Source organism: Streptomyces spectabilis (genome assembly GCF_008704795.1).
Classification (GTDB): domain Bacteria; phylum Actinomycetota; class Actinomycetes; order Streptomycetales; family Streptomycetaceae; genus Streptomyces; species Streptomyces spectabilis.
This window is the reverse complement of the sequence record NZ_CP023690.1, coordinates 2,734,800-2,753,359: the sequence shown is the minus strand read 5'-3', so window position 1 is coordinate 2,753,359 and position 18,560 is coordinate 2,734,800. Positions and strand designations below refer to the sequence as shown.

Below are 18,560 nucleotides of genomic sequence, written 5' to 3'. Positions count from 1 at the left end.
CCCGGACCCCCGCACGGGGTCCGGGCCCGTGCGCGTTCCCGGGCCGGGCCGCGCTAGCGCGGGACCCGGAACGTCTCCCCGTACACCCGCCACGTCAGCGGCGTACGGAGGTCCAGATTGCCCTCGCGGAGGAAGCGCCGCTGGGCGGTGTCGACGCGCGAGGTGTTCCGGTGGGCCTTCTCGCCGCGCATCACCGAGCGGCGCACGTCGAGGAAGGCGTCGAGGTACGTCTTCTCGCCGCCGCCGCCCGCCGGGGTCTCCGCCTTCTTCAGCGCGGCCTCGCGCAGGCCGTGGAAGGACTTCGGTCCGGTGCCGGGACCGTGCATGACCATCGCGTCGTAGTACACGAACTGCCCGAGCGTGCCGAGCCCGTCGAGCTTGGCGAGGCGGACCGCCGGGTCGAAGTAGAGGCGGTCGCGCACCGCGTCCTGGGCCCGCTGGAAGGCGGCGACGCGCGCCTCCCGCGCCCACGCGCGCGTGAAGGGCCGCCCCAGGCCCGCGTGCGAGTCGCTGCCGTCGACGGCGCGCAGGGCGGGCAGGAAGCGGGCCAGGCCGTTGTCCGGGTGCTTCTTCGTGTAGCCCTCGACGAGCTCCAGGAGGTCGTGGGTGCCGGTGCAGAAGCCGATGATGCCCGCGGTGTAGCCGCGGCCGTCGCCTATGTCCTCGATGTAGCCGTACTGGCCGCGCCAGTCGAGCGTCGAGTTCTCCGCGCTCGCGACGAGCTTCATCGCGAGCTCCTTCTTCGCGGGTGCCGCGAGCCCCGGCGGCAGGTCCGCCACCCGCTTGTCGTGCGTGCGCCGGTCGACCGACGAGCCGTCCTCGTCGTACGGCCGCGCGGCGGCGGGCCTGTCCTCGCCCGCGCCCCGGGAGCCGTCGGCGGCGGAGCACGCGACCGCGGTGACGGTGAGGGGGACGACCGCGAGAAGAAGCAGACCAGCGCGTTTCATTCGACCAAGCGTACGGGTGCGGACGCCGGGCCCGGCTTGGGCGTACGGGCGCGGGCACCGGGATCCGGCTTCCCGTGCCCGCTATTGACTAATATTCAATTCCGCTCCACTCTCGGGACGCGAACCCAGCAGCAGCCGCGCGTCGTGGGAGGTCCCGTGAACACCCGAGCAGTGGAGCAGCTGAAGACGGAGCTGGGGGCCGAACCCCCGGAAAGCGTCGGGCGCCTCGCGCCCGAGCACATCGAACGGCTCGCCACCGCGCTGCGCCACGAGCGCGAACGCCGGGCCTCGGGCCTGAGCGAGGCGGCCGAGGACGCCCTGAAGCTGGTGCCCGCCCTGGCCCGCGGTCCGGTCCGCCGGATCCTCTTCCGCTAGGGGGCGTGGGCACCGTGGACAAGCTGCGCGCCAGGGCCGAGACCCTGAAGACCGCCCGCCTCCTCGACGTCGGCCCCGACGACCTCGCGTTCCTCGCGGAGCTGCCCGCCGACGACGTGCGCCGCCTGCGCGCCGACTGCGTCGCCGCGCTCTTCGACCGGTCGCCGGAGATGCTCGACCGCATCGCGTCGGCCACCAAGCTGGTGCCCGCGGGGGTCGCCGCCGCCATCTCCCAGAAGGCCCTCGGGCCCCGGCTCGCCGCGGCCGTCGCCGGGCGCCTCGAACCCGCCCGCGCCGCCGACATCATCGAGAAGCTGCCCGTCGCTTTCACCGCCGAGTCCTGCGCGCACCTCGACCCGCGGCGGATCAGCGGCATCGTCGACCGGCTCGACGAGGGCCTCGTCGTCCGCATCGCCATCGAACTCGCCGGGCGCGCGGACCACCTCACCATGGGGCGGTTCGTCGGACATCTGCGGGACTCCGCGCTGAGCCGCATCCTGCCGCAGGTCGGCGACGCGACCGTGCTGCGCACCGGCTTCCTCGTCGACGACCCCGAACGGCTCGGCCGGATCGTGGAGTTGATGGGCGAGGAACGGCTTGCTTCCGTCATCGCCCGCGCCGCGGCCGACGGCCTGTGGCCCGAGGCGCTCGCCGTCGCCGGGATGGTCACCGGCGAGCAGCGCGGGCGGATCGCCTCGCTCGCGGCGGCGCGGCCCGTCGAGCACCTTGACGCGCTCGTCACGACCGTGGCCGCGCAGGGCCTGTGGGAGTCGCTGCTTCCGCTGGTCGCCCTGCTGTCCGACGAGGAGCGGCGCGCCGTCGCGGCTCTGCCCGCGCTCCGGGACCCGGGCGTCCTCGGGGACATCGTGCCCGCCGTCGTGTCCACCGGCCTGTGGGCCGAGTTCCTGCCGCTCGTGGAGGTCCTGCCCGAGCCCTCGCGGCAGGTCGTCGCGGACCGGGCCGGGGCGATCGGGGACGAGGACCTCGACGCGCTCGCCCGCGAGGTCGACAAACGGGACCTGTGGGGCCTGGTGCTGCCCCTGGTGGAGCTGATGTCGGACGAGGCGAAGACCAGGATCTTCGCCCTGCCGTCCTTCCGGGACGCCGAACCGTCCTAGCCCGCGACGGTCCTGGCCCGCGAGGCACTTCGCCCGCCCCGGCCCGCCCCGGCCCCCTGCGGGCCGGGGCGGGCGGATGGGGGAGGATGGGGGGGTGACGAGTGAGACGAAGGGGACGGACCACACCCGTGCGGGCACCTCGCGCGTGGCCGAGGCCGAGGGCCTGCGGCTGCGCTACCACGAGGCGGGCCCCCAGGACCCCGAGGCCCCCGTCCTGGTGATGCTGCACGGCGGCGGCCCCGGCGCCTCCGCCTGGTCGACCTTCGGGCACCTGCTGCCCGGCTTCGCCCGGCACTTCCGTACGCTGCTCGTCGACCAGCCCGGCTTCGGCGCGTCCGACAAGCCCGAACTCGACCGGGACTTCTACTCCTTCAGCGCCGCGGCGGTCGCCGCGCTCCTGGACGAGCTGGGCATCGCCCGCGCCCACGTCGCGGGCACCTCGCTCGGCGGCGGCGCCTGCGTGCGCATGGCCCTCGACCACCCGGACAAGGTCGACAGACTGCTGCTCATGGCCCCCGGCGGCCTCTCCCTGAACGTCTTCTCGGCCGACCCGCCCGAAGGCGTGCGACGGCTCGTCGAGTTCGGCGCGGCGCCCGAGCCGACGCGCGAGGCGATGCGGGCGTTCCTGACGACCCTCGTCCACGACCCGGCGCACGTCACCGACGAGCTCGTCGAGGAGCGGTACGCCGACGCCCTCGACCCGGAGGCCAGGCGCGGCGCCCAGCGCGTGGGCGCCGCGTTCGCCAGGTGGCCGGAGGGCGCGCTGCTGTGGCGCGAGGCGCACCGCGTCACCCGCCCGACGCTCCTCACCTGGGGGCGCGAGGACCGGGTGAACCCGCTCGACGGCGCGTTCGTCGCCCTGAAGGCCATGCCCGACGCCCGTCTGCACGTCTTCCCGCGCTGCGGCCACCTGGCCTTCACCGAGCGGGCCGACGAGTTCCGCCGCCTGGCCGTCGACTTCCTCACGGGCCCCGCATGACCGCGGCGATCAGCCTCCGCAAGGTCGAGGAGACGGCACCCGCGCTCGTCAGCCTCTACAAGACGGCGGGCGCCTCCGTGCGCGCGCACGGCCTGGAGGGCGAGCGGGCCGCCGTCTACCTGGTGGTCGACTACTCCGGCTCCATGCGGCCGTACTACAAGGACGGCAGCGTCCAGGCGCTCGCCGACCGGGTCCTCGGCCTGTCCGCGCACCTGGACGACGACGGCGTCGTGCCGACCGTGTTCTTCTCCACGGACGTGGACGCCGTCGCCGACGTCGAACTGGCCCGCCACCAGGGCCGGATCGAGAAGATCGCCGCAGGCCTCGGCCACATGGGCAAGACCAACTACCACCTGGCCATGGACGCCGTCATCGACCACTACCTGGACGCCGCGGAGAGCGCGGCGAGCCGGGGCGAGCGCCCGCCCGCGCCCGCGCTCGTCGTCTTCCAGACCGACGGTGGCCCCCTCAACAAGGCCGCGGCCGAACGGTACTTGTGCAAGGCCGCGAAGCTCCCGATGTTCTGGAAGTTCATCGGTTTCGGCGACCCGGGGAGCCGCCAGTTCGACTATCTGCGGCGGCTCGACGACCTGGCCGTGCCCGAGAAGCGGCCCGTCGACAACGCCGGGTTCTTCCACGCGGGCGAGGAGCCGCGCACGGTGCCCGACGCCGTCCTGTACGACCACCTGGTGGGGGAGTTCCCCCAGTGGCTGAAGGCGGCACGGGCGCTCGGGATCGCCGCCCCGCGCACCGCCTGACCGCCCACGGGGGCGGGGGCCCGCGGCTCAGCCGACCAGGCGCTCGCGCAGGCCGAGCAGGGTGCGGGCGTCGAGTCCGAGGCCCTTCGTCAGATAGCCGCCGAAGCTTCCGTACTGGCGCGTGGCCTCGGCGAGTGCCGCGTCGAGGTAGTCCGTACGGACCTCCTGGAGCGGGATGAGGAGCTCCGGCTTGAGCATGAGGCCCGCCTGCCGGAGCGACTCGCGCACCCTGGCGTCGTACGCGGCGCGGAAGGTGTTCGACGCCGAGTAGTCCGCCACGGCGGTCCGTTCGGGCACGCCGACCGCGCGCAGCAGGACGTACGTCAGCCAGCCCGTGCGGTCCTTGCCCGCCGTGCAGTGGTAGAGCAGCGGCGCGGCGCCCCCGGCGGCGAGGTCGCGCAGCGTCGCCGCGAAGTGCGCGCGGCCCGTGGCGTCCGTGACGAACGCGCGGTACACCTCCCGCATGAAGGCCTCGGCCCTGCCGCCGCCGAGCAGCTCCTCCTGCTTGACCGGGTCGCGGGAGCCGATCACCGTCATGAGCTGCCGGAAGAGGCCGTTGTCCGGCACCGGCCGCGCGGTGGCGGCGAGCCCGGCGGGGAGCCGGTCCGGGCCGTCGTACCGGACCTCCTCCGCGACGCGGAAGTCCACCACCGTGCGCAGGCCGAGCCCGGCGAGCGTGCCGACGTCCGCGTCGGTGAGCTTGCTGAGCGCGTCGGCGCGGTAGACCAGGCCGCGGCGGACCCGCTCGCCGTCGTAGGTGCGGTGGCCGCCCACGTCACGGACGTTGACGGCGCCCTGGAGCGGGATCTGCCGGACGTCCCGGAGCTGTCCGGGAGCCGCCGCGGCGTACGAGGGGCGCGGCGCGGGCGCCGACCCCGCGGCGGGCGCGGCTCCGGTGCCGAGCGCCACGAGGACGGCCGTGGCCGCCGTGAGGGTGCGAGTGCTGCCGCGCATCGGTCCGCCTTCCGCCGCGCCGTGGTCCGGTCGTGCGGGACGGTAGCGAGGGGGTCTTGAAGGGGGAAGGCGCAGAGGCAGGATTTTTGACGGATAGTCAGTTACGTGGTGATGGCGCAGGCCGGGTCACCGGGTGAGCCGGGCAGCGGCCCGGCGCCGGCGCTCCGAGCGCCCCCGGCAAGGGGCGGCAGGGGCGTGGGGGGAGCCCCGGTGTCGGTGGGGTTAGGTGTCGCAGTCCAGGACCGTGTGGCAGAGGCCGCACCGCGCTCGCACCCGTCCCCGCGCCGGAAGGCGGATGCGCTGGTGGCACGTGGGGCAGGGGAAGGAGACCCGCAGCGGACCGGACGCGTCGGGGCGTGAGAAGGAGTACGACCCCCCGGACCGGGGGGCGGAGCCGTGGTCGAGGGCGTAGCGCCGGTCCTTGGCGTAGCGCCGGCGCCCCGCCCAGCCCGCCCCGGTCAGCGGCGGCTGCTGCCCGTCGCGCCGGGCCTGCGCGAGGCCTCGCGTATAGGCGGTGTACGCCTGCGCGCTGGTGAACCACGTCTCGGGCGCCTCGCCGAACGCGAGGGCCCGTTTGGCGAGCACGTACCCGAACTCCTCCGGCGTGAGGTAGCCGAGCTTCTGCGAGGACGCGCCGTCCTCGCGGTAGGCGTCCAGGAGGAGCCACCCCGCGCCGAGGTAGGTCGTCGCGGTGTCCGTGAGGATCTCGTTGGCGCGGGTGCCGGGGAAGGTCAGGCCGAGGCGGTGCAGGTACACGTGCATCACCTCGTGCGCGAGGGCCGCCCCGATGTCCCTGCGATGCCGCCGGAAGCGGTCGTTCAGCTCGATGAAGTACTCGGGCCCGGCGGTCAGTTCGACGTACGCGGCGTGCTCCATCTCGCGGAACGACACGATCACGCGGGCGTCCGGGAGCCGCAGGTGCCGCACCATCTCGCGGGCCACCCGCTGCGCGCCGAGGTACAGGTCGTCCTGGTCGCAGAAGGCCACGTCCGCGGGGGCCACGCTGGTGTCGAAGGAGTGGACGGTGTCGTACGAGAGCCGTTTGTAGAGCGCGGTGACGGCGGAGCGGACCGTCTCCAGATGGGGGTAGCCGTGTTCCACGGGCTGTCCGCCTGCCACGCCGTCCCCCCTGGGCCGCGGCGGGATCCGATGCCCGGATCCCGCATGGATCATCCCAACTCGTCCCCACTGTACGGGTGTTGTCAGCGGCCGTAACCAGCTCGAAAGTCGGCGGCTGGCTGAAAACCGCCCCTTGTCGGCCGCGTGTGGGCCTCCTCATAATCCAACAACGCTTTGGCGGGCTCATGCCACGCAGCGCTCCGGCGCGTGCGGCGTGGGCCCGTCGCGCTGCGCAACCCCCCACACCTCCCATGAAGGGACATCACGTTGAAGACCGACAAGCTTCGTGGAGTCAAGAGAGCCACCGTCCTCGGGTCGATCGCCCTCGCCGGACTCAGCCTGCAGCCCCTCGCCGCCCAGGCGGCCCCGACCCCCGGCCCCAACCCCGGTCAGCAGGTCGTCGGCGGCACGCGCGCCGCGCAGGGTGAGTTCCCGTTCATGGTCCGCCTGTCGATGGGCTGCGGTGGCTCCCTGCTGAAGCAGGACGTCGTCCTCACCGCCGCGCACTGTGTCGACGGCTCCGGCAACAACACCTCCATCACCGCCACCGGCGGCGTCGTCGACCTGCAGAGCTCCAGCGCCATCAAGGTCAAGTCCACCAAGGTCCTGCAGGCCCCCGGCTACAACGGCAGCGGCAAGGACTGGGCGCTGATCAAGCTCGCCAAGCCGATCAACCAGCCCACGCTGAAGATCGCCACCGACACCAAGTACAACAACGGCAACTTCACCGTCGCGGGCTGGGGCGCCGCCCGCGAAGGCGGCCCGCAGCAGCGCTACCTGCTCAAGGCCACCGTGCCGTTCGTGAGCGACGCGGACTGCTCGCGCGCGTACAACGGCGACATCATCCCCGGCGAGGAGATCTGCGCGGGCAAGCTCGGCGTCGGCGGCGTCGACACCTGCCAGGGCGACTCGGGCGGCCCCATGTTCCGCAAGGACGACGCGGGCCAGTACATCCAGGTCGGCATCGTCAGCTGGGGCACCGGCTGCGCCCGCCCGGCCTACCCCGGCGTCTACACCGAGGTGTCGACCTTCGCGGCCGACATAACCAAGTACGCCAGCCAGCTCTGACGTCCCGCGCCGCGCGTGCGGCGAGCGGTGCCGTCCACGGAGCCGGGCCCCTGCCGGGGGCCCGGCTCTCCGCGTACCCGTACAGCAGTGCGACCCCGCCGCGTACATATGGGACACTCGTCGCGTACGAGACACGCGTACGAGACAGGCGAGACGGCGAGGCAGCGGCAATGGCGATCACGGTGGTCATCGCGGACGACCAGGAGATGGTCCGCACCGGCTTCCGCATGATCCTGGAGAGCCAGCCCGACATCGAGGTGCTCGCCGACGTCGTCGACGGCGAGGCCGCGCTCGACGCCGTCGAGCGGCACGACCCGGACGTCCTGCTCCTCGACATCCGCATGCCCCGCCTCGACGGCCTGGAGGCCACCCGCCGCCTCACCGCCCGCGGCAGCCGCCCCCGCATCGTCATCGTCACCACCTTCGACCTCGACGAATACGTCCACGCCGCGCTGCACGGCGGCGCCTGCGGGTTCCTCCTGAAGAACGCCAGCCCCGCCATGCTCGTCGAGGCGGTCCGGGCCGCGGCCGTCGGCGACGCCCTCGTCTCACCCGCCGTCACCGTGCGCCTGCTGCGCGAACTGGCCCCCCGCACGACGGCCCCCGGCCCCGCCGAACCCCTCACCCAGCGCGAGCGGGACGTCGTCCGCGCCCTCGCCCGCGGCCGCACCAACGCCGAGATCGCCGCCGAACTGTACGTGTCCCTGTCCACGGTCAAGTCCCACCTCGCGAACGTCCAGGCCAAACTGGCCGCCCGCAACCGCGTGGAGATCGCCGCCTGGGCATGGGAGAGCGGGCTCGCCACCAAGGCCCCGTGAGCCCGCCGTGCGCCCCGCCCTGAGGCCGCCCGCCCTCGACCGGCACCCCGCGCTGCGCCACGCCGCCCGGCTGCTGCTCGCCGCCGCCCTCGTGCTCCTGGTCCTCGTCGAGGGCCTCACCCTCACCCGCAACCCCACCGAACCGCGCGCCGCGCTCCTCGCCTCGGGCATCGTCACCTGCCTGTGCGCCGTGCCCTGGGCCCGCGTCCCGCTCGCCGCCCGCGCCTGGACCGCCGCCGGAGTCTCCTGGGCCGCCACCCTGTACGTGTTCGCCGGCGGACGCCCGCTCGTCGTCTGGGGCCTGGGCGAGGCCGTCGCCCTGCTCGTCCTGCTCACCGGCGTCCTGCTGCGCCTTCCCGCGCGCCGCGCCGCCGTCCTCGGACCGCTGCTCGCGCTCGCCTGCGCGGCGGCGCCCGTGCGCGACGCCGCGCCGGGCCGCTTCACGCTCCTGTTCTCCGCGCTCGCCGCCGTCGTGAGCGCCTTCTCGCTGCTGCTGCGCGGCACGGAGGCCCAGCGCGTGCGCGACATGGAGGCCGCGCGCGCCGCCGAGCGCCTCGACCTCGCCCGGGAGCTGCACGACCTGGTCGCCCACCACGTCACCGGCATCGTCGTCCAGGCCCGCGCCGCGGGCTTCACCGCGGGCACCGCCGTCGACGCGCCCACCACCGCCGACACCTTCACCCGCATCGCGGACGCGGGCGACGCGGCACTCGGCGCGATGCGCCGCCTGGTGCGCGTCCTGCGCGAAGGCGAGGCGCGCACGGCGCCCCTGCCGGGGCTCGCCGAGCTGCGCGCGCTCGCCCACGCCGGTGCCGTCGCCGGGCCGCCCGTGACGGTTGAGGTGGAACACGGTCTGCAGGAGCGCCTTCCGGCCGATCTCGCGGCCACCGCCCACCACATCGTGCGCGAGGCGCTCACCAACGTACGCAAACACGCCGCCGACGCCACCGCCGTGCTCGTCGCGGTACGCCTCGCCGACGGCGGCCTGGAGGTCCGCGTCACCGACGACGGCACGGCTGGGCCGCCGGGCCCCGGCGACCGCGGCGGGTTCGGCCTCGTCGGCCTGGAGGAACGGGTCCGGGCCCTCGGGGGACGCCTCACCGCCGGGCCCCGCCCGCGCGGGGGCTGGGAGGTCCGCGCCGTGCTGCCGTACGGCCCGGCGTAAGCCGCCTGCTGGGGGGGGCTGTTGTCTATCTGCGGGCCGTCGGGGGCTGGGCGCGCAGTTCCCCGCGCCCCTTTGGGGCGCTGCTGCCCGACCGCACTGTGCCCAAGGCGCTGCCCTGCGCTTAGTCCAAGACCTTCCGCTTCTTTGTCCATGGGCGCCCCCGCGCTCCCGGCGCATCGTGACCGTCACGGATTTCGTCGTACGGAGGGTGCGTTCATGGGTGCGTTCATGCCGTCGTCACAGCCGTCCGGGCCGAGTCGCAGAGCCGTCGTCGCCACCGGAGCGCTCGCCTCGCTGGGTGCCGCCGTCAGCGTGGGCACCGCGCACGCCGCGCCCGCCACCGGGCCGCGCGCCGACGAGGCGGTGCTGCGCTCGGCCGCCCTCGACGTCCGCGTCGCCACCGCCTTCCCGCGCGTCGTGTCGTACACCGACCGCGCGAGCGGCGCCGTGCTGCACGCGCAGCCGGACCCCGTCACCACGCTCCTCATCGACGACAAGGAACACACCCCGGAGGTCACCGCCACCCTCCACGACGACCGCGCCGCCTACGTCCTCACCCTCGACGGCGGCACCCGCGTCGACGTGGAGATCTCCGTGGCGGGCCGCCGGGTCCACTGGCGCGTCACCCGCGTCCAGGACACCGACACCCTGCGGATCGGCACCCTCCGCATCCCCGGCCTCGCCCTCCTGTCCGTCCGCAGCGACCAGCCCGGCGCCACCCTCCTCGCCGCCCGCGTCCAGCTCGACAAGGCCAAGAGCGGCGACACCCTCGTCCGGCTCACCGCGGACACCCCCGCGCAGGCCCCCACGGGCTGCGCGTACGCCGTGCTCGCGCACGACCGGCTCGGCGGCGCCGTCGAGACCAACACCGTCTACGACAAGCCCACATCCGAGACCAGCTGGGACAACGGACGGCTGTGGCGGCAGACCCTGCGCGCCGACGGCCGCACCGAGGCCCGCCTGACCCCCGGCCAGTGGACCCACCGCGCCGCCACCTCACCCGTCGACGCCACCGAGCCGCTGCCGTACGCCACCGTCGTCGTCACCGGCGACCGCAACGGCGACGGCAAGGTCGACTGGCAGGACGCCGCGATCGCCTTCCGCGACATCATGGTGAACCCCCTCGGCGCCGACACACAGCACCTGCGCGTCGTCCCGCACATCCCCTTCAACTTCGCCTCGCAGGCCACCAACCCGTTCCTCGCCACCCTCGACGAGGTCAAGCGCATCCACCTGGCCACCGACGGCCTGCGCCAGTACACCCTCCTCAAGGGCTACCAGTCCGAGGGCCACGACTCCGCCCACCCCGACTACGCGGGCAACCACAACACCCGCGCCGGCGGCCTGCGCGACCTCAACACCCTGGTCCGCGAAGGCGCCAAGTGGAACAGCGACTTCGGCGTCCACGTCAACGCCACCGAGTCCTACCCCGTCGCCCACGCCTTCTCCGAGAAGCTCGTCGACAAGAACAACGAACAGTGGGACTGGCTCGACCAGAGCTACCGCATCGACCAGCGCCGCGACCTCGTCTCCGGCGACATCGTCAAGCGCTTCGCCGACCTGCGCCGCGAGACCCACCAGGCGCTCAACACCCTCTACATCGACGTGTTCCGCGAGTCCGGCTGGACCTCCGACCGGCTCCAGCGCACCCTGCGCGACCAGGGCTGGACCGTCACCACCGAATGGGGCCACGGCTTCGAACGCGCCGCGGTCTGGTCCCACTGGGCCACCGAGACCGACTACGGCCCCGACACCTCGCGCGGCATCAACTCCCAGCTGATCCGCTTCATCCGCCACCACCAGAAGGACGTCTTCGCCGACAAGTGGCCCACCCTCCTCGGCATCGCCCGCATGGGCAACTACGAGGGCTGGGTCGGCAAGACCGACTGGACCGCCTTCCACCGCCTCATCTGGACCCACGCGCTGCCCGCCAAGTACCTCCAGGCCCACCCGATCAAGACGTGGACCGAGCACGAGATCACCTTCTTCGGCCCCGGCGCCACCTCCGTGACCGACACCGACGGCACCCGCCGCATCACCACCGGCGGCCACCCCGTCTACGACGACGGCACCTACCTGCTGCCCTGGGAACCCCGCCGCGCCACCGACCCCGCCAAGCTCTACCACTACAACCCCCGCGGCGGCGCCAGCAGCTGGACCCTGCCGCGCGGCTGGGCGGGCACCCGCACGGTCCACCTGTACCGCCTCACCGACCAGGGCCGCGTCCACGAACGCGAACTCCCCGTACGCCACGGGAAGATCACCATCGAAGCCCGCGCCGAGCAGCCCTACGTCGTCCACCGCACCCGCGCCCGCGCCCTGCCCGACCCCGACTGGGGCCAGGGCACCCCGCTGCGCGACCCCGGCTTCCACTCGGGCACCCTGGACGCCTGGCAGGTCACCGGGGACGCCGCCGTGCGGCGCAGCGCCCTCGGCGACCACGAACTGGTCATCGCCCCCGGCGCCGCCGCCTCCGTCACCCAGCGCCTGCGCCGCCTCGAACCCGGCTCGTACGTCGCCTCCGTACAGGTCGAGGTCGGCGAGCGGGCGGGCGAGGAACGCACCGCGACCCTGGAGGTGCGCACCGCCGACGGCGTCACCGCCGCCAACCGCACCACCACCTCCACCGCCGCGAACCACGTCGCCGCCGACCGCAAGCACGGCACCCGCTTCCAGCGCCTGTTCACCCCCTTCACCGTGCCCGAGGGCGGCGGCCCCGTCCGGCTCGCGCTGCGCGCCGGGGCCGGGCGGGCCCGCGTCCGCTTCGACAACGTCCGCGTCGTGGCCACCGCGCCCGCGCCCCGGCTGCCCCGCGGCGTCCTGTGCCGCGAGGACTTCGAGCACGTGCCGCAGGGGTGGGGCCCCTTCGTCAAGGGCGACGCCGGGGGCACCACCGACCCGCGCACCCACATCGCGCAGCGGCACGCCCCGTTCACCCAGCGCGGCTGGAACGGCAAGGCCGTCGACGACGTCGTCGACGGCGGCCAGTCCCTCAAGTCCCGGGGCGAGAACGAGGGCCTCGTCTACCGCACCGTGCCGCACACGGTGCGGTTCGTCGCCGGGAAGCGGTACCGGGTCTCCTTCCGCTACGAGAACGAGACCGCGGGCCAGTACGCCTGGGTGACCGCCACGGACACCCCCGGCCCCCGCGAACTCTCCCGCGCCCCCCTGCCCGCCGCCCACGCCCCCGCCACCCACTCCTACGAGTTCACCGCCCCCGAGGAGGGCGAGGCCTGGGTGGGCCTGCGCAAGGTCGGCGACGACGGGAAGGCGGAATTCGTCCTGGACACGTTCGAGGTCCGCGAGGCGTAGCCCTGCCGGGGGGGCTCCGCCCCCCCGTGTCGGCGCTCCGCGCCTCGTCCTCAAACGCCGGACGGGCTGAACCCGGCTACCGCAGCCGCACCTCCGCGGGCCCCTCCACCCCCTCCACCTCAAGCACCCACACCGCGTTCGCCCCCTCGCGCAGCACCGGGCCCGGTACGAAGAGCCCCCGCTGCGGCCCGACCTCCCAATACCGCCCGACGCAGAAGCCGTTCACCCACACGAAGCCCCGCGTCCACCCCGGCAGCGAAAGGACCGCGTCCCCCGCCCCTGCCACCTCCACCACACCCCGGTACAGACCGGCCCGCCCCTGACCGCCGCCCCCGGCGCACGGCACCGAGCCCGCCGCGTCGAACGCCCCAAGGGGCACCCCCACCGCCCGCACCCCGTGCACGTACTGCCGCTCGTGCAGCACCCCGCCCGTGAGCCCCTTCGCCTCCCCGAGCCGCGGCCCGTAGTTGACGCGCCCGAGGGACTCCACCCACAGCTCGACGCGGGCACCCCCCGGCACGGGGACGGGCAGGGCGGGGGAGTCCTCGCTGAGCACCCCCGCCCGCACCCCGTCGACGTACACGACGGCCCGGTCCCGCAGCCCCGGCACGGTCAGCGGATACGGCCCGCGCGGCCCGGGCAGCGTGAAGGAGTAGCGGACGAGCCCCCGGTCGACCCCCAGCTCCTCGAACGTGGGCGGCACGGCGTGCTCGGCCTCGGGCCCGCCCAGACGCGCGGCCACCGCGGCCAGCGGAGCCCACTCGTCGAGCCGCCCGACGGCGGGCGCGCGCAGCACCGGGGGAGCGGGCGGCGGCTCGGGCAGCGGCCCGTCCGCGTACCCGGCGAGGACCTCGCGGAACAGCCGGAACTTCGCGGTCGGCAGCCCCCGCTCGTCGACGGGCGCGTCGTAGTCGTAGGACGTCACGTCCGGCTGCAGGGCCCCGTCGTGCAGCGCCCCGCCGTCCCGGTTCGCCCCCGCCCACCCGGCGAAGTTCGTCCCGCCGTGCGCCATGTACAGGTTCACCGACGCCCCGCACTCCAGGATCTCCCGCAGCGCGCCGGCCGCGTCCCCGGGCTCACGCACGGCGTGCTCCGCGCCCCAGTGGTCGAACCAGCCGCACCAGAACTCCATGCACATCAGCGGCCCCCCGGGCCGGTGCCGCCGCAGCACATCGAAGCCCTCCCGCGCCCGCGAGCCGAAATTCACCGTCGCCAGGACACCGGGCACGCTCCCGCCCGTCAGCATGTGGTCCTCGGGCCCGTCGGACGTGCACAGCTCCGCCGTGACCCCCCGCCCGCGCAGCAGCTCCGTGAGCGCGCGCAGATACACCTGGTCCGAGCCGTAGCTGCCGTACTCGTTCTCGACCTGCACCAGGACCACGGGCCCGCCCCTGTCGTGCTGCCGCGCCACCACCTGCGGAAGCAGCCGCGCGAACCAGCGCTCCACATGCGCCAGATACCGCGCGTCCCGGGTCCGGACGCGCGCCCCCAGCTCCCCCGTCAGCCACGACGGCAGGCCCCCGTTGTCCCACTCGGCACAGATGTACGGGCCCGGCCGCACGATCGCCCACAGCCCCGCGGCGTGCGCGGCGTCCAGGAACCGGCCGACCGCCTCCACGTCGTGGAACGCGCCAGGACGCGGCTCGTGCACGTTCCACGGCACGTACGTCTCCACGCAGTTGAGGCCCATCGCCCGCAGCATCGCAAGGCGGTGCCCCCACTGCGCCTCGTGCACCCGGAAGTAGTGCAGCGCCCCCGAGAGCAGCCGCACCGGCCGCCCGTCCAGCTCGAACCCGTCCTCGCCCACCCTGAAGCCGCTCACGCCGTCCCCTCCCGGTCCGCTGACAGCCGCCACGATTGCCTCTGGCGGGCGGCCCGGTCCATGGACAAAGATCGAGCCCGATTGGACTGGACGAGACGGGCCGCGACCGGACGTGACCCGGCGCGGCCGACGGCGAACGGACCGGGAGGGCGGCAGCGGATGTACCACACCTGGATGCGCTACTTCACGCCGAGCCCCGTCCACCACCGCCTCGGCCTGGTGTGCCTCGGCGTCGGCCTCCAGCACGGCACGCTGCCCGCCGTCGGCCCGCGCACCCTCGACCACCACGTCGCCCTCGTCGTCAGCGCGGGCAGCGGCTGGTTCGCCACCCCCGAAGGACGCCGGGCACCCGTCACCGCGCCCGCCCTGATCTGGCTGGTGCCCGGCGTGCCGCACCACTACGGCGCCGACCCGGACACCGGCTGGGACGAGTGCTTCGTCGATTTCACCGGACCCGCCACCGCCACCTACACCGAACTCGGCTACATCGAACCCGAGCGGCCCGTCGTCGCCCTGGCCGACCCCGCCGCCGCCCGCGCCGTCGTCGGCCGCGTCGCCCGCGCCGCCCGCCGCGGCAACCCGCTCCTGGAGGTCGAGACCGGCGCCGCCGTCCACGAACTCCTCGTCGCCCTCCGCCGCGCCCGCGCCGACCTCGCCCCCGACGGCGACCCCGTCCTGCAGGCCCTGGCCCGCGACGCCTTCCAGCCGCTGTCCATCGCCGAGCACGCGGCCCGGCACGGCATGACCCCCGCCGAACTGCGCACCGCCGTGCGCCGCGGCGCCGGCTGCAGCCCCAAGGACTACCTCCTCGGCATCCGCCTCGGCCGCGCCAAGGAACTCCTCGCCGCCACCGAGCTGCCCGTCGCCGCCGTCGCCCGCCGCGTCGGCTACGACGACCCCGCCTACTTCTCCCGCCTCTTCACCCGCCGCGTCGGCACCGCCCCGGTGCGCTTCCGCGCCCAGCAGGGCCGCACCGTGCCCGGCGGCTGGTCACAGCGCGTCCCCGACCCGGACGACCCGCCCATGCTCACCTCGGGCGGGCCCGGCGGGGCAACGTAGGCTCCCTCCCATGACCACGAAGCACCCCGCCGACAACGCCGACAACGCCGACCAGGCCGACCCCGCCGTGCTCGCCGAGCTGAGCCGCCTGCGCGACAGCATCGACAACATCGACGCCGCGGTCGTCCACATGCTCGCCGAACGGTTCAAGTGCACCCAGCAGGTCGGCCACCTCAAGGCCAACCACCACCTGCCCCCCGCCGACCCGGCCCGCGAATCCCGCCAGATCGCCCGCCTGCGCGAACTGGCCGAGAACGCCAAACTGGACCCGGCCTTCGCGGAGAAGTTCCTCACCTTCATCATCGCCGAGGTCATCCGCCACCACGAGACCATCGCGAACGAGAAGGCCTGACCCCGCCCCGAGGCGCACGACCGCACGAATGAGCCCCGCCCCGGCCGGGGCACCCCCTGCCAGGCGCCCCGCCAGATCGGGCACCATGGCCAGATGCCCGCACTGACGCGCGACGAAGCGCAGACCCGAGCCCAGCTCCTCGACGTCCGGCGGTACGAGATCACCCTCGATCTCACCACCGGCGAGGAGACCTTCGACTCCCGTACGGCGATCACCTTCACCGCCGCGGCGGACGGCGACACCTTCGTCGAGTTGAAGCCCGCGCACCTGCGCTCCGTCACGCTCGACGGCACCCCCCTCGACCCCGCGGCCCTCAACGACAACCGGCTCCCCCTGACCGGCCTCACCGCGGGCGAGCACCGCCTCACCGTCGACGCCGCCATGCGCTACTCCCGCACCGGCGAGGGCATGCACCGCTTCACCGACCCCACCGACGGCGAGACGTACGTCTACACCCAGCTGTTCCTCGACGACATCCAGCGCGTCTTCGCCGCCTTCGACCAGCCCGACCTGAAGGCCGCCTTCGAGCTGACCGTCACCGCCCCCAAGAGCTGGACCGTCCTCGCCAACAGCGTCACCGAGCACACCGGCGGCGGCACCTGGAAGGCCGCGCCCACACCCCCGCTGCCCACCTACCTGGTCGCCGTCGCCGCCGGCCCCTGGCACTCCGTGCGCACCGAACACCGCGGCCTGCCCTTCGGCCTCCACTGCCGCCGCTCGCTCGCGCCCCACCTCGACGCCGACGCCGACGAACTGCTCGACATCACCCGCGCCTGCTTCGACCGCTACCACGAGAAGTTCGCCGAGCCCTACCCCTTCGACTCCTACGACCAGGCCTTCGTCCCCGAGTTCAACGCCGGCGCCATGGAGAACCCCGGCCTCGTCACCTTCCGCGACGACTTCGTCTACCGCTCCGCCGTCACCGACACCCAGCGCCAGACCCGCGCCATGGTCGTCGCCCACGAAATGGCCCACATGTGGTTCGGCGACCTCGTCACCCTCAAGTGGTGGGACGACATCTGGCTCAACGAGTCCTTCGCCGAATACATGGGCTACCAGACCCTCACCGAAGCCAGCCGCTTCACCGACACCTGGGTCGACTTCGGCGTCGCCCGCAAGTCCTGGGGCTACGACGCCGACCAGCGCCCCTCCACCCACCCCGTCGCCCCCGACCCCGACGCCGTCCCCGACACCGCCTCCGCCCTCCTCAACTTCGACGGCATCTCCTACGCCAAGGGCGCCAGCGCCCTGCGCCAACTCGTCACCTGGCTCGGCGAGAAGGACTTCCTCGCGGGCATCAACGCCCACTTCGCCCGCCACAAGTTCGCCAACGCCACCCTCGCCGACTTCATCGACAACCTCGCGTCCGCCACCGACCGCGACGTCCACGCCTGGGCCGACGCCTGGCTGCGCACCACCGGCGTCGACACCTTCACCCCGGCCGTCAGCCACAGCGGCCGCGCCTGGACCCTCCGCCTCGACCGCGACGGCAGCCGCCCCCACCGCGTCGCCATCGGCGTCTACGACCGCGACCTGTCCGACGGCCGCCAGCTCGTCCTGCGCGAACGCTACGAGACGGACCTCCCCGAGCAGACCGCGCCCACCCCGCGCGACGGCGGCTGCCCCGCCCTCATCGTCCCCAACGACCACGACCTGACCTACGCCAAGATCCGCCTCGACCCGGTGTCCCAGGACACCGCCCTGCGCTCCCTGTCCAGCGTGCCCGACCCGCTCACCCGCGCCGTCCTGTGGAACGCGCTGCGCGACATGGTCCGCGACGGCGACCTGGAACCCGCCGCCTACCTCGACACCGCCCGCGCCCACCTGCCCGCCGAGACCGACCTCGCCCTCGTCTCCGGCGTCCTCACCTTCGCCGGCACCGTCATCGCCGACCACTACACCCCGCGCACCCGACGGCCCGCCGCCCTCGCCACCCTCGACGCCCTGTGCCACGACGTCATCCGCCACACCGAGGACGGCTCAGACCCCGGCCTCAGGCTCATCGCCGTACGCGGCCTCATCGACGTCGCCACCCAGGCCGAGCCCCTCCACACCTGGCTCGCCCAGGGCGCCGTACCCGGCGGACCCGAACTCGACCCCGAGCTGCGCTGGCGCGCCCTCGCCCGCCTCGCCGTCCTCGGCGAGGCCGACGAGGACACCATCGCCGCCGAACTGCGCCGCGACCCCAGCGCCACCGGCCAGGAAGGCGCCGCCCGCTGCCGCGCCGCCCTGCCCGACCCCGAGGCCAAACACCGCGCCTGGGACGCCATGTTCACCACCGACGACCTCTCCAACTCCCTGTTCATCGCCACCGCCCAGGGCTTCTGGCAGCCCGAACAGGACGACCTCGTACGCCCCTACCTGGCCCGCTACTTCGACGACGCCGTCGACGTCGCCGCCCGCCGCGGCCCCGCCATCGCCGACGCCACCGGCCGCCACGCCTTCCCCTGCGCCGTCGACGACGAAACGCTGCGCCTCGGCGAGACCTGCCTGGCCCGCAACGACCTCACCCCGGCGCTCCGCCGCCGCCTCACCGACCAACTCGACGACCTGGCCCGGGCCCTGCGCGTCCTGCACAAGACCGAGCAGGGCTGACCCGGACCCCCGCGCGACCCCCGGCCTAGGACGGATGCCCTAGGCCGAGCTCCTTCCTGACGACGATCCGGAACACCACTCCGGATGCCTAGGGTCGAACGCACAGCAGGCCGGGCCGA

Annotated in this window: 15 protein-coding genes; 11 read left to right on the top strand and 4 right to left on the bottom strand. The window is 74.1% G+C overall.

Features of this window, described 5'->3' with window-relative positions; translation table 11 throughout:
- Positions 1-53: 53 nt before the first annotated feature.
- On the bottom strand, positions 54-947 hold the full coding sequence (locus tag CP982_RS11870; RefSeq protein ID WP_150510488.1) for a chitosanase: 894 nt from the start codon (positions 945-947) through the stop codon (positions 54-56).
- Positions 948-1,103: 156 nt separating this feature from the next.
- Here CP982_RS11870 and CP982_RS11865 point away from each other — a divergent pair, with 156 nt between their 5' ends.
- The 4 genes from CP982_RS11865 (at position 1,104) to CP982_RS11850 (ending at position 4,177) form a co-directional block, all read left to right on the top strand.
- On the top strand, positions 1,104-1,322 hold the full coding sequence (locus tag CP982_RS11865; protein ID WP_150510487.1) for a hypothetical protein: 219 nt from the start codon (positions 1,104-1,106) through the stop codon (positions 1,320-1,322).
- Between the two features lie 5 nt (positions 1,323-1,327).
- Positions 1,328-2,440 (top strand): hypothetical protein, encoded by a 1,113-nt coding sequence (locus CP982_RS11860; RefSeq protein ID WP_229878925.1) that lies wholly within the window; start codon positions 1,328-1,330, stop codon positions 2,438-2,440.
- A 94-nt stretch (positions 2,441-2,534) separates the two neighbouring features.
- Entirely contained in the window at positions 2,535-3,419 is an 885-nt protein-coding gene (hsaD, locus tag CP982_RS11855; RefSeq protein WP_229878926.1) for a 4,5:9,10-diseco-3-hydroxy-5,9,17-trioxoandrosta-1(10),2-diene-4-oate hydrolase, read from the top strand.
- On the top strand, positions 3,416-4,177 hold the full coding sequence (locus CP982_RS11850) for a VWA domain-containing protein (RefSeq protein WP_150510485.1): 762 nt from the start codon (positions 3,416-3,418) through the stop codon (positions 4,175-4,177). Before hsaD ends, CP982_RS11850 begins: the two co-directional genes overlap by 4 nt.
- A gap of 27 nt (positions 4,178-4,204) precedes the next feature.
- Here CP982_RS11850 and CP982_RS11845 read toward each other — a convergent pair whose 3' ends face one another.
- Together CP982_RS11845 and CP982_RS11840 are read right to left on the bottom strand one after the other, a co-directional pair.
- Complete coding sequence (locus tag CP982_RS11845; protein ID WP_150510484.1) at positions 4,205-5,131, bottom strand: tyrosine-protein phosphatase; 927 nt, start codon at positions 5,129-5,131, stop codon at positions 4,205-4,207.
- Between the two features lie 222 nt (positions 5,132-5,353).
- Positions 5,354-6,250, bottom strand: coding sequence for a hypothetical protein (locus CP982_RS11840; protein ID WP_150510483.1), 897 nt, complete (start codon positions 6,248-6,250; stop codon positions 5,354-5,356).
- A 267-nt stretch (positions 6,251-6,517) separates the two neighbouring features.
- Between CP982_RS11840 and CP982_RS11835 the strand changes: the two genes are divergently transcribed.
- The 4 genes from CP982_RS11835 to CP982_RS11820 all read left to right on the top strand — a co-directional run bounded on the left by CP982_RS11835 (position 6,518) and on the right by CP982_RS11820 (position 12,613).
- Entirely contained in the window at positions 6,518-7,318 is an 801-nt protein-coding gene (locus tag CP982_RS11835) for a S1 family peptidase (RefSeq protein WP_150510482.1), read from the top strand.
- A 170-nt stretch (positions 7,319-7,488) separates the two neighbouring features.
- Positions 7,489-8,136, top strand: a complete 648-nt coding sequence (locus CP982_RS11830; protein WP_150510481.1) for a response regulator — start codon at positions 7,489-7,491, stop codon at positions 8,134-8,136.
- 7 nt (positions 8,137-8,143) lie between these two features.
- Positions 8,144-9,301, top strand: coding sequence for a sensor histidine kinase (locus CP982_RS11825; protein WP_150510480.1), 1,158 nt, complete (start codon positions 8,144-8,146; stop codon positions 9,299-9,301).
- Positions 9,302-9,517: 216 nt separating this feature from the next.
- A complete protein-coding gene (locus tag CP982_RS11820; protein WP_229878927.1) occupies positions 9,518-12,613 on the top strand; it encodes an endo-alpha-N-acetylgalactosaminidase family protein in 3,096 nt (1,031 codons plus the stop codon).
- A 76-nt stretch (positions 12,614-12,689) separates the two neighbouring features.
- Here CP982_RS11820 and CP982_RS11815 read toward each other — a convergent pair whose 3' ends face one another.
- On the bottom strand, positions 12,690-14,435 hold the full coding sequence (locus tag CP982_RS11815) for a glycoside hydrolase family 35 protein (protein ID WP_150510479.1): 1,746 nt from the start codon (positions 14,433-14,435) through the stop codon (positions 12,690-12,692).
- Positions 14,436-14,594: 159 nt separating this feature from the next.
- Between CP982_RS11815 and CP982_RS11810 the strand changes: the two genes are divergently transcribed.
- From CP982_RS11810 to pepN, 3 genes are all read left to right on the top strand, one after another.
- Positions 14,595-15,494 carry a helix-turn-helix domain-containing protein gene (locus tag CP982_RS11810; RefSeq protein WP_150510478.1) on the top strand — a complete coding sequence of 300 codons (900 nt, stop codon included), beginning with the start codon at positions 14,595-14,597 and terminating at the stop codon, positions 15,492-15,494.
- Between the two features lie 10 nt (positions 15,495-15,504).
- The gene (locus CP982_RS11805; protein WP_184924952.1) at positions 15,505-15,846 is read left to right on the top strand and encodes a chorismate mutase; all 342 of its coding nucleotides are present in this window, start codon (positions 15,505-15,507) and stop codon (positions 15,844-15,846) included.
- 93 nt (positions 15,847-15,939) lie between these two features.
- On the top strand, positions 15,940-18,441 hold the full coding sequence (gene pepN / locus CP982_RS11800; protein WP_150510477.1) for an aminopeptidase N: 2,502 nt from the start codon (positions 15,940-15,942) through the stop codon (positions 18,439-18,441).
- Positions 18,442-18,560: the final 119 nt, after the last annotated feature.

Bases quoted from the DNA above. Each gene is read 5' to 3' on its own strand.
- CP982_RS11870 (WP_150510488.1), bottom strand. From the start codon at position 947: ATGAAACGCGCTGGTCTGCTTCTTCTCGCGGTCGTCCCCCTCACCGTC.
- CP982_RS11850 (WP_150510485.1), top strand. From the start codon at position 3,416: ATGACCGCGGCGATCAGCCTCCGCAAGGTCGAGGAGACGGCACCCGCG.
- CP982_RS11845 (WP_150510484.1), bottom strand. From the start codon at position 5,131: ATGCGCGGCAGCACTCGCACCCTCACGGCGGCCACGGCCGTCCTCGTG.
- CP982_RS11830 (WP_150510481.1), top strand. From the start codon at position 7,489: ATGGCGATCACGGTGGTCATCGCGGACGACCAGGAGATGGTCCGCACC.
- CP982_RS11820 (WP_229878927.1), top strand. From the start codon at position 9,518: ATGGGTGCGTTCATGCCGTCGTCACAGCCGTCCGGGCCGAGTCGCAGA.
- CP982_RS11810 (WP_150510478.1), top strand. From the start codon at position 14,595: ATGTACCACACCTGGATGCGCTACTTCACGCCGAGCCCCGTCCACCAC.
- CP982_RS11805 (WP_184924952.1), top strand. From the start codon at position 15,505: ATGACCACGAAGCACCCCGCCGACAACGCCGACAACGCCGACCAGGCC.
- pepN (WP_150510477.1), top strand. From the start codon at position 15,940: ATGCCCGCACTGACGCGCGACGAAGCGCAGACCCGAGCCCAGCTCCTC.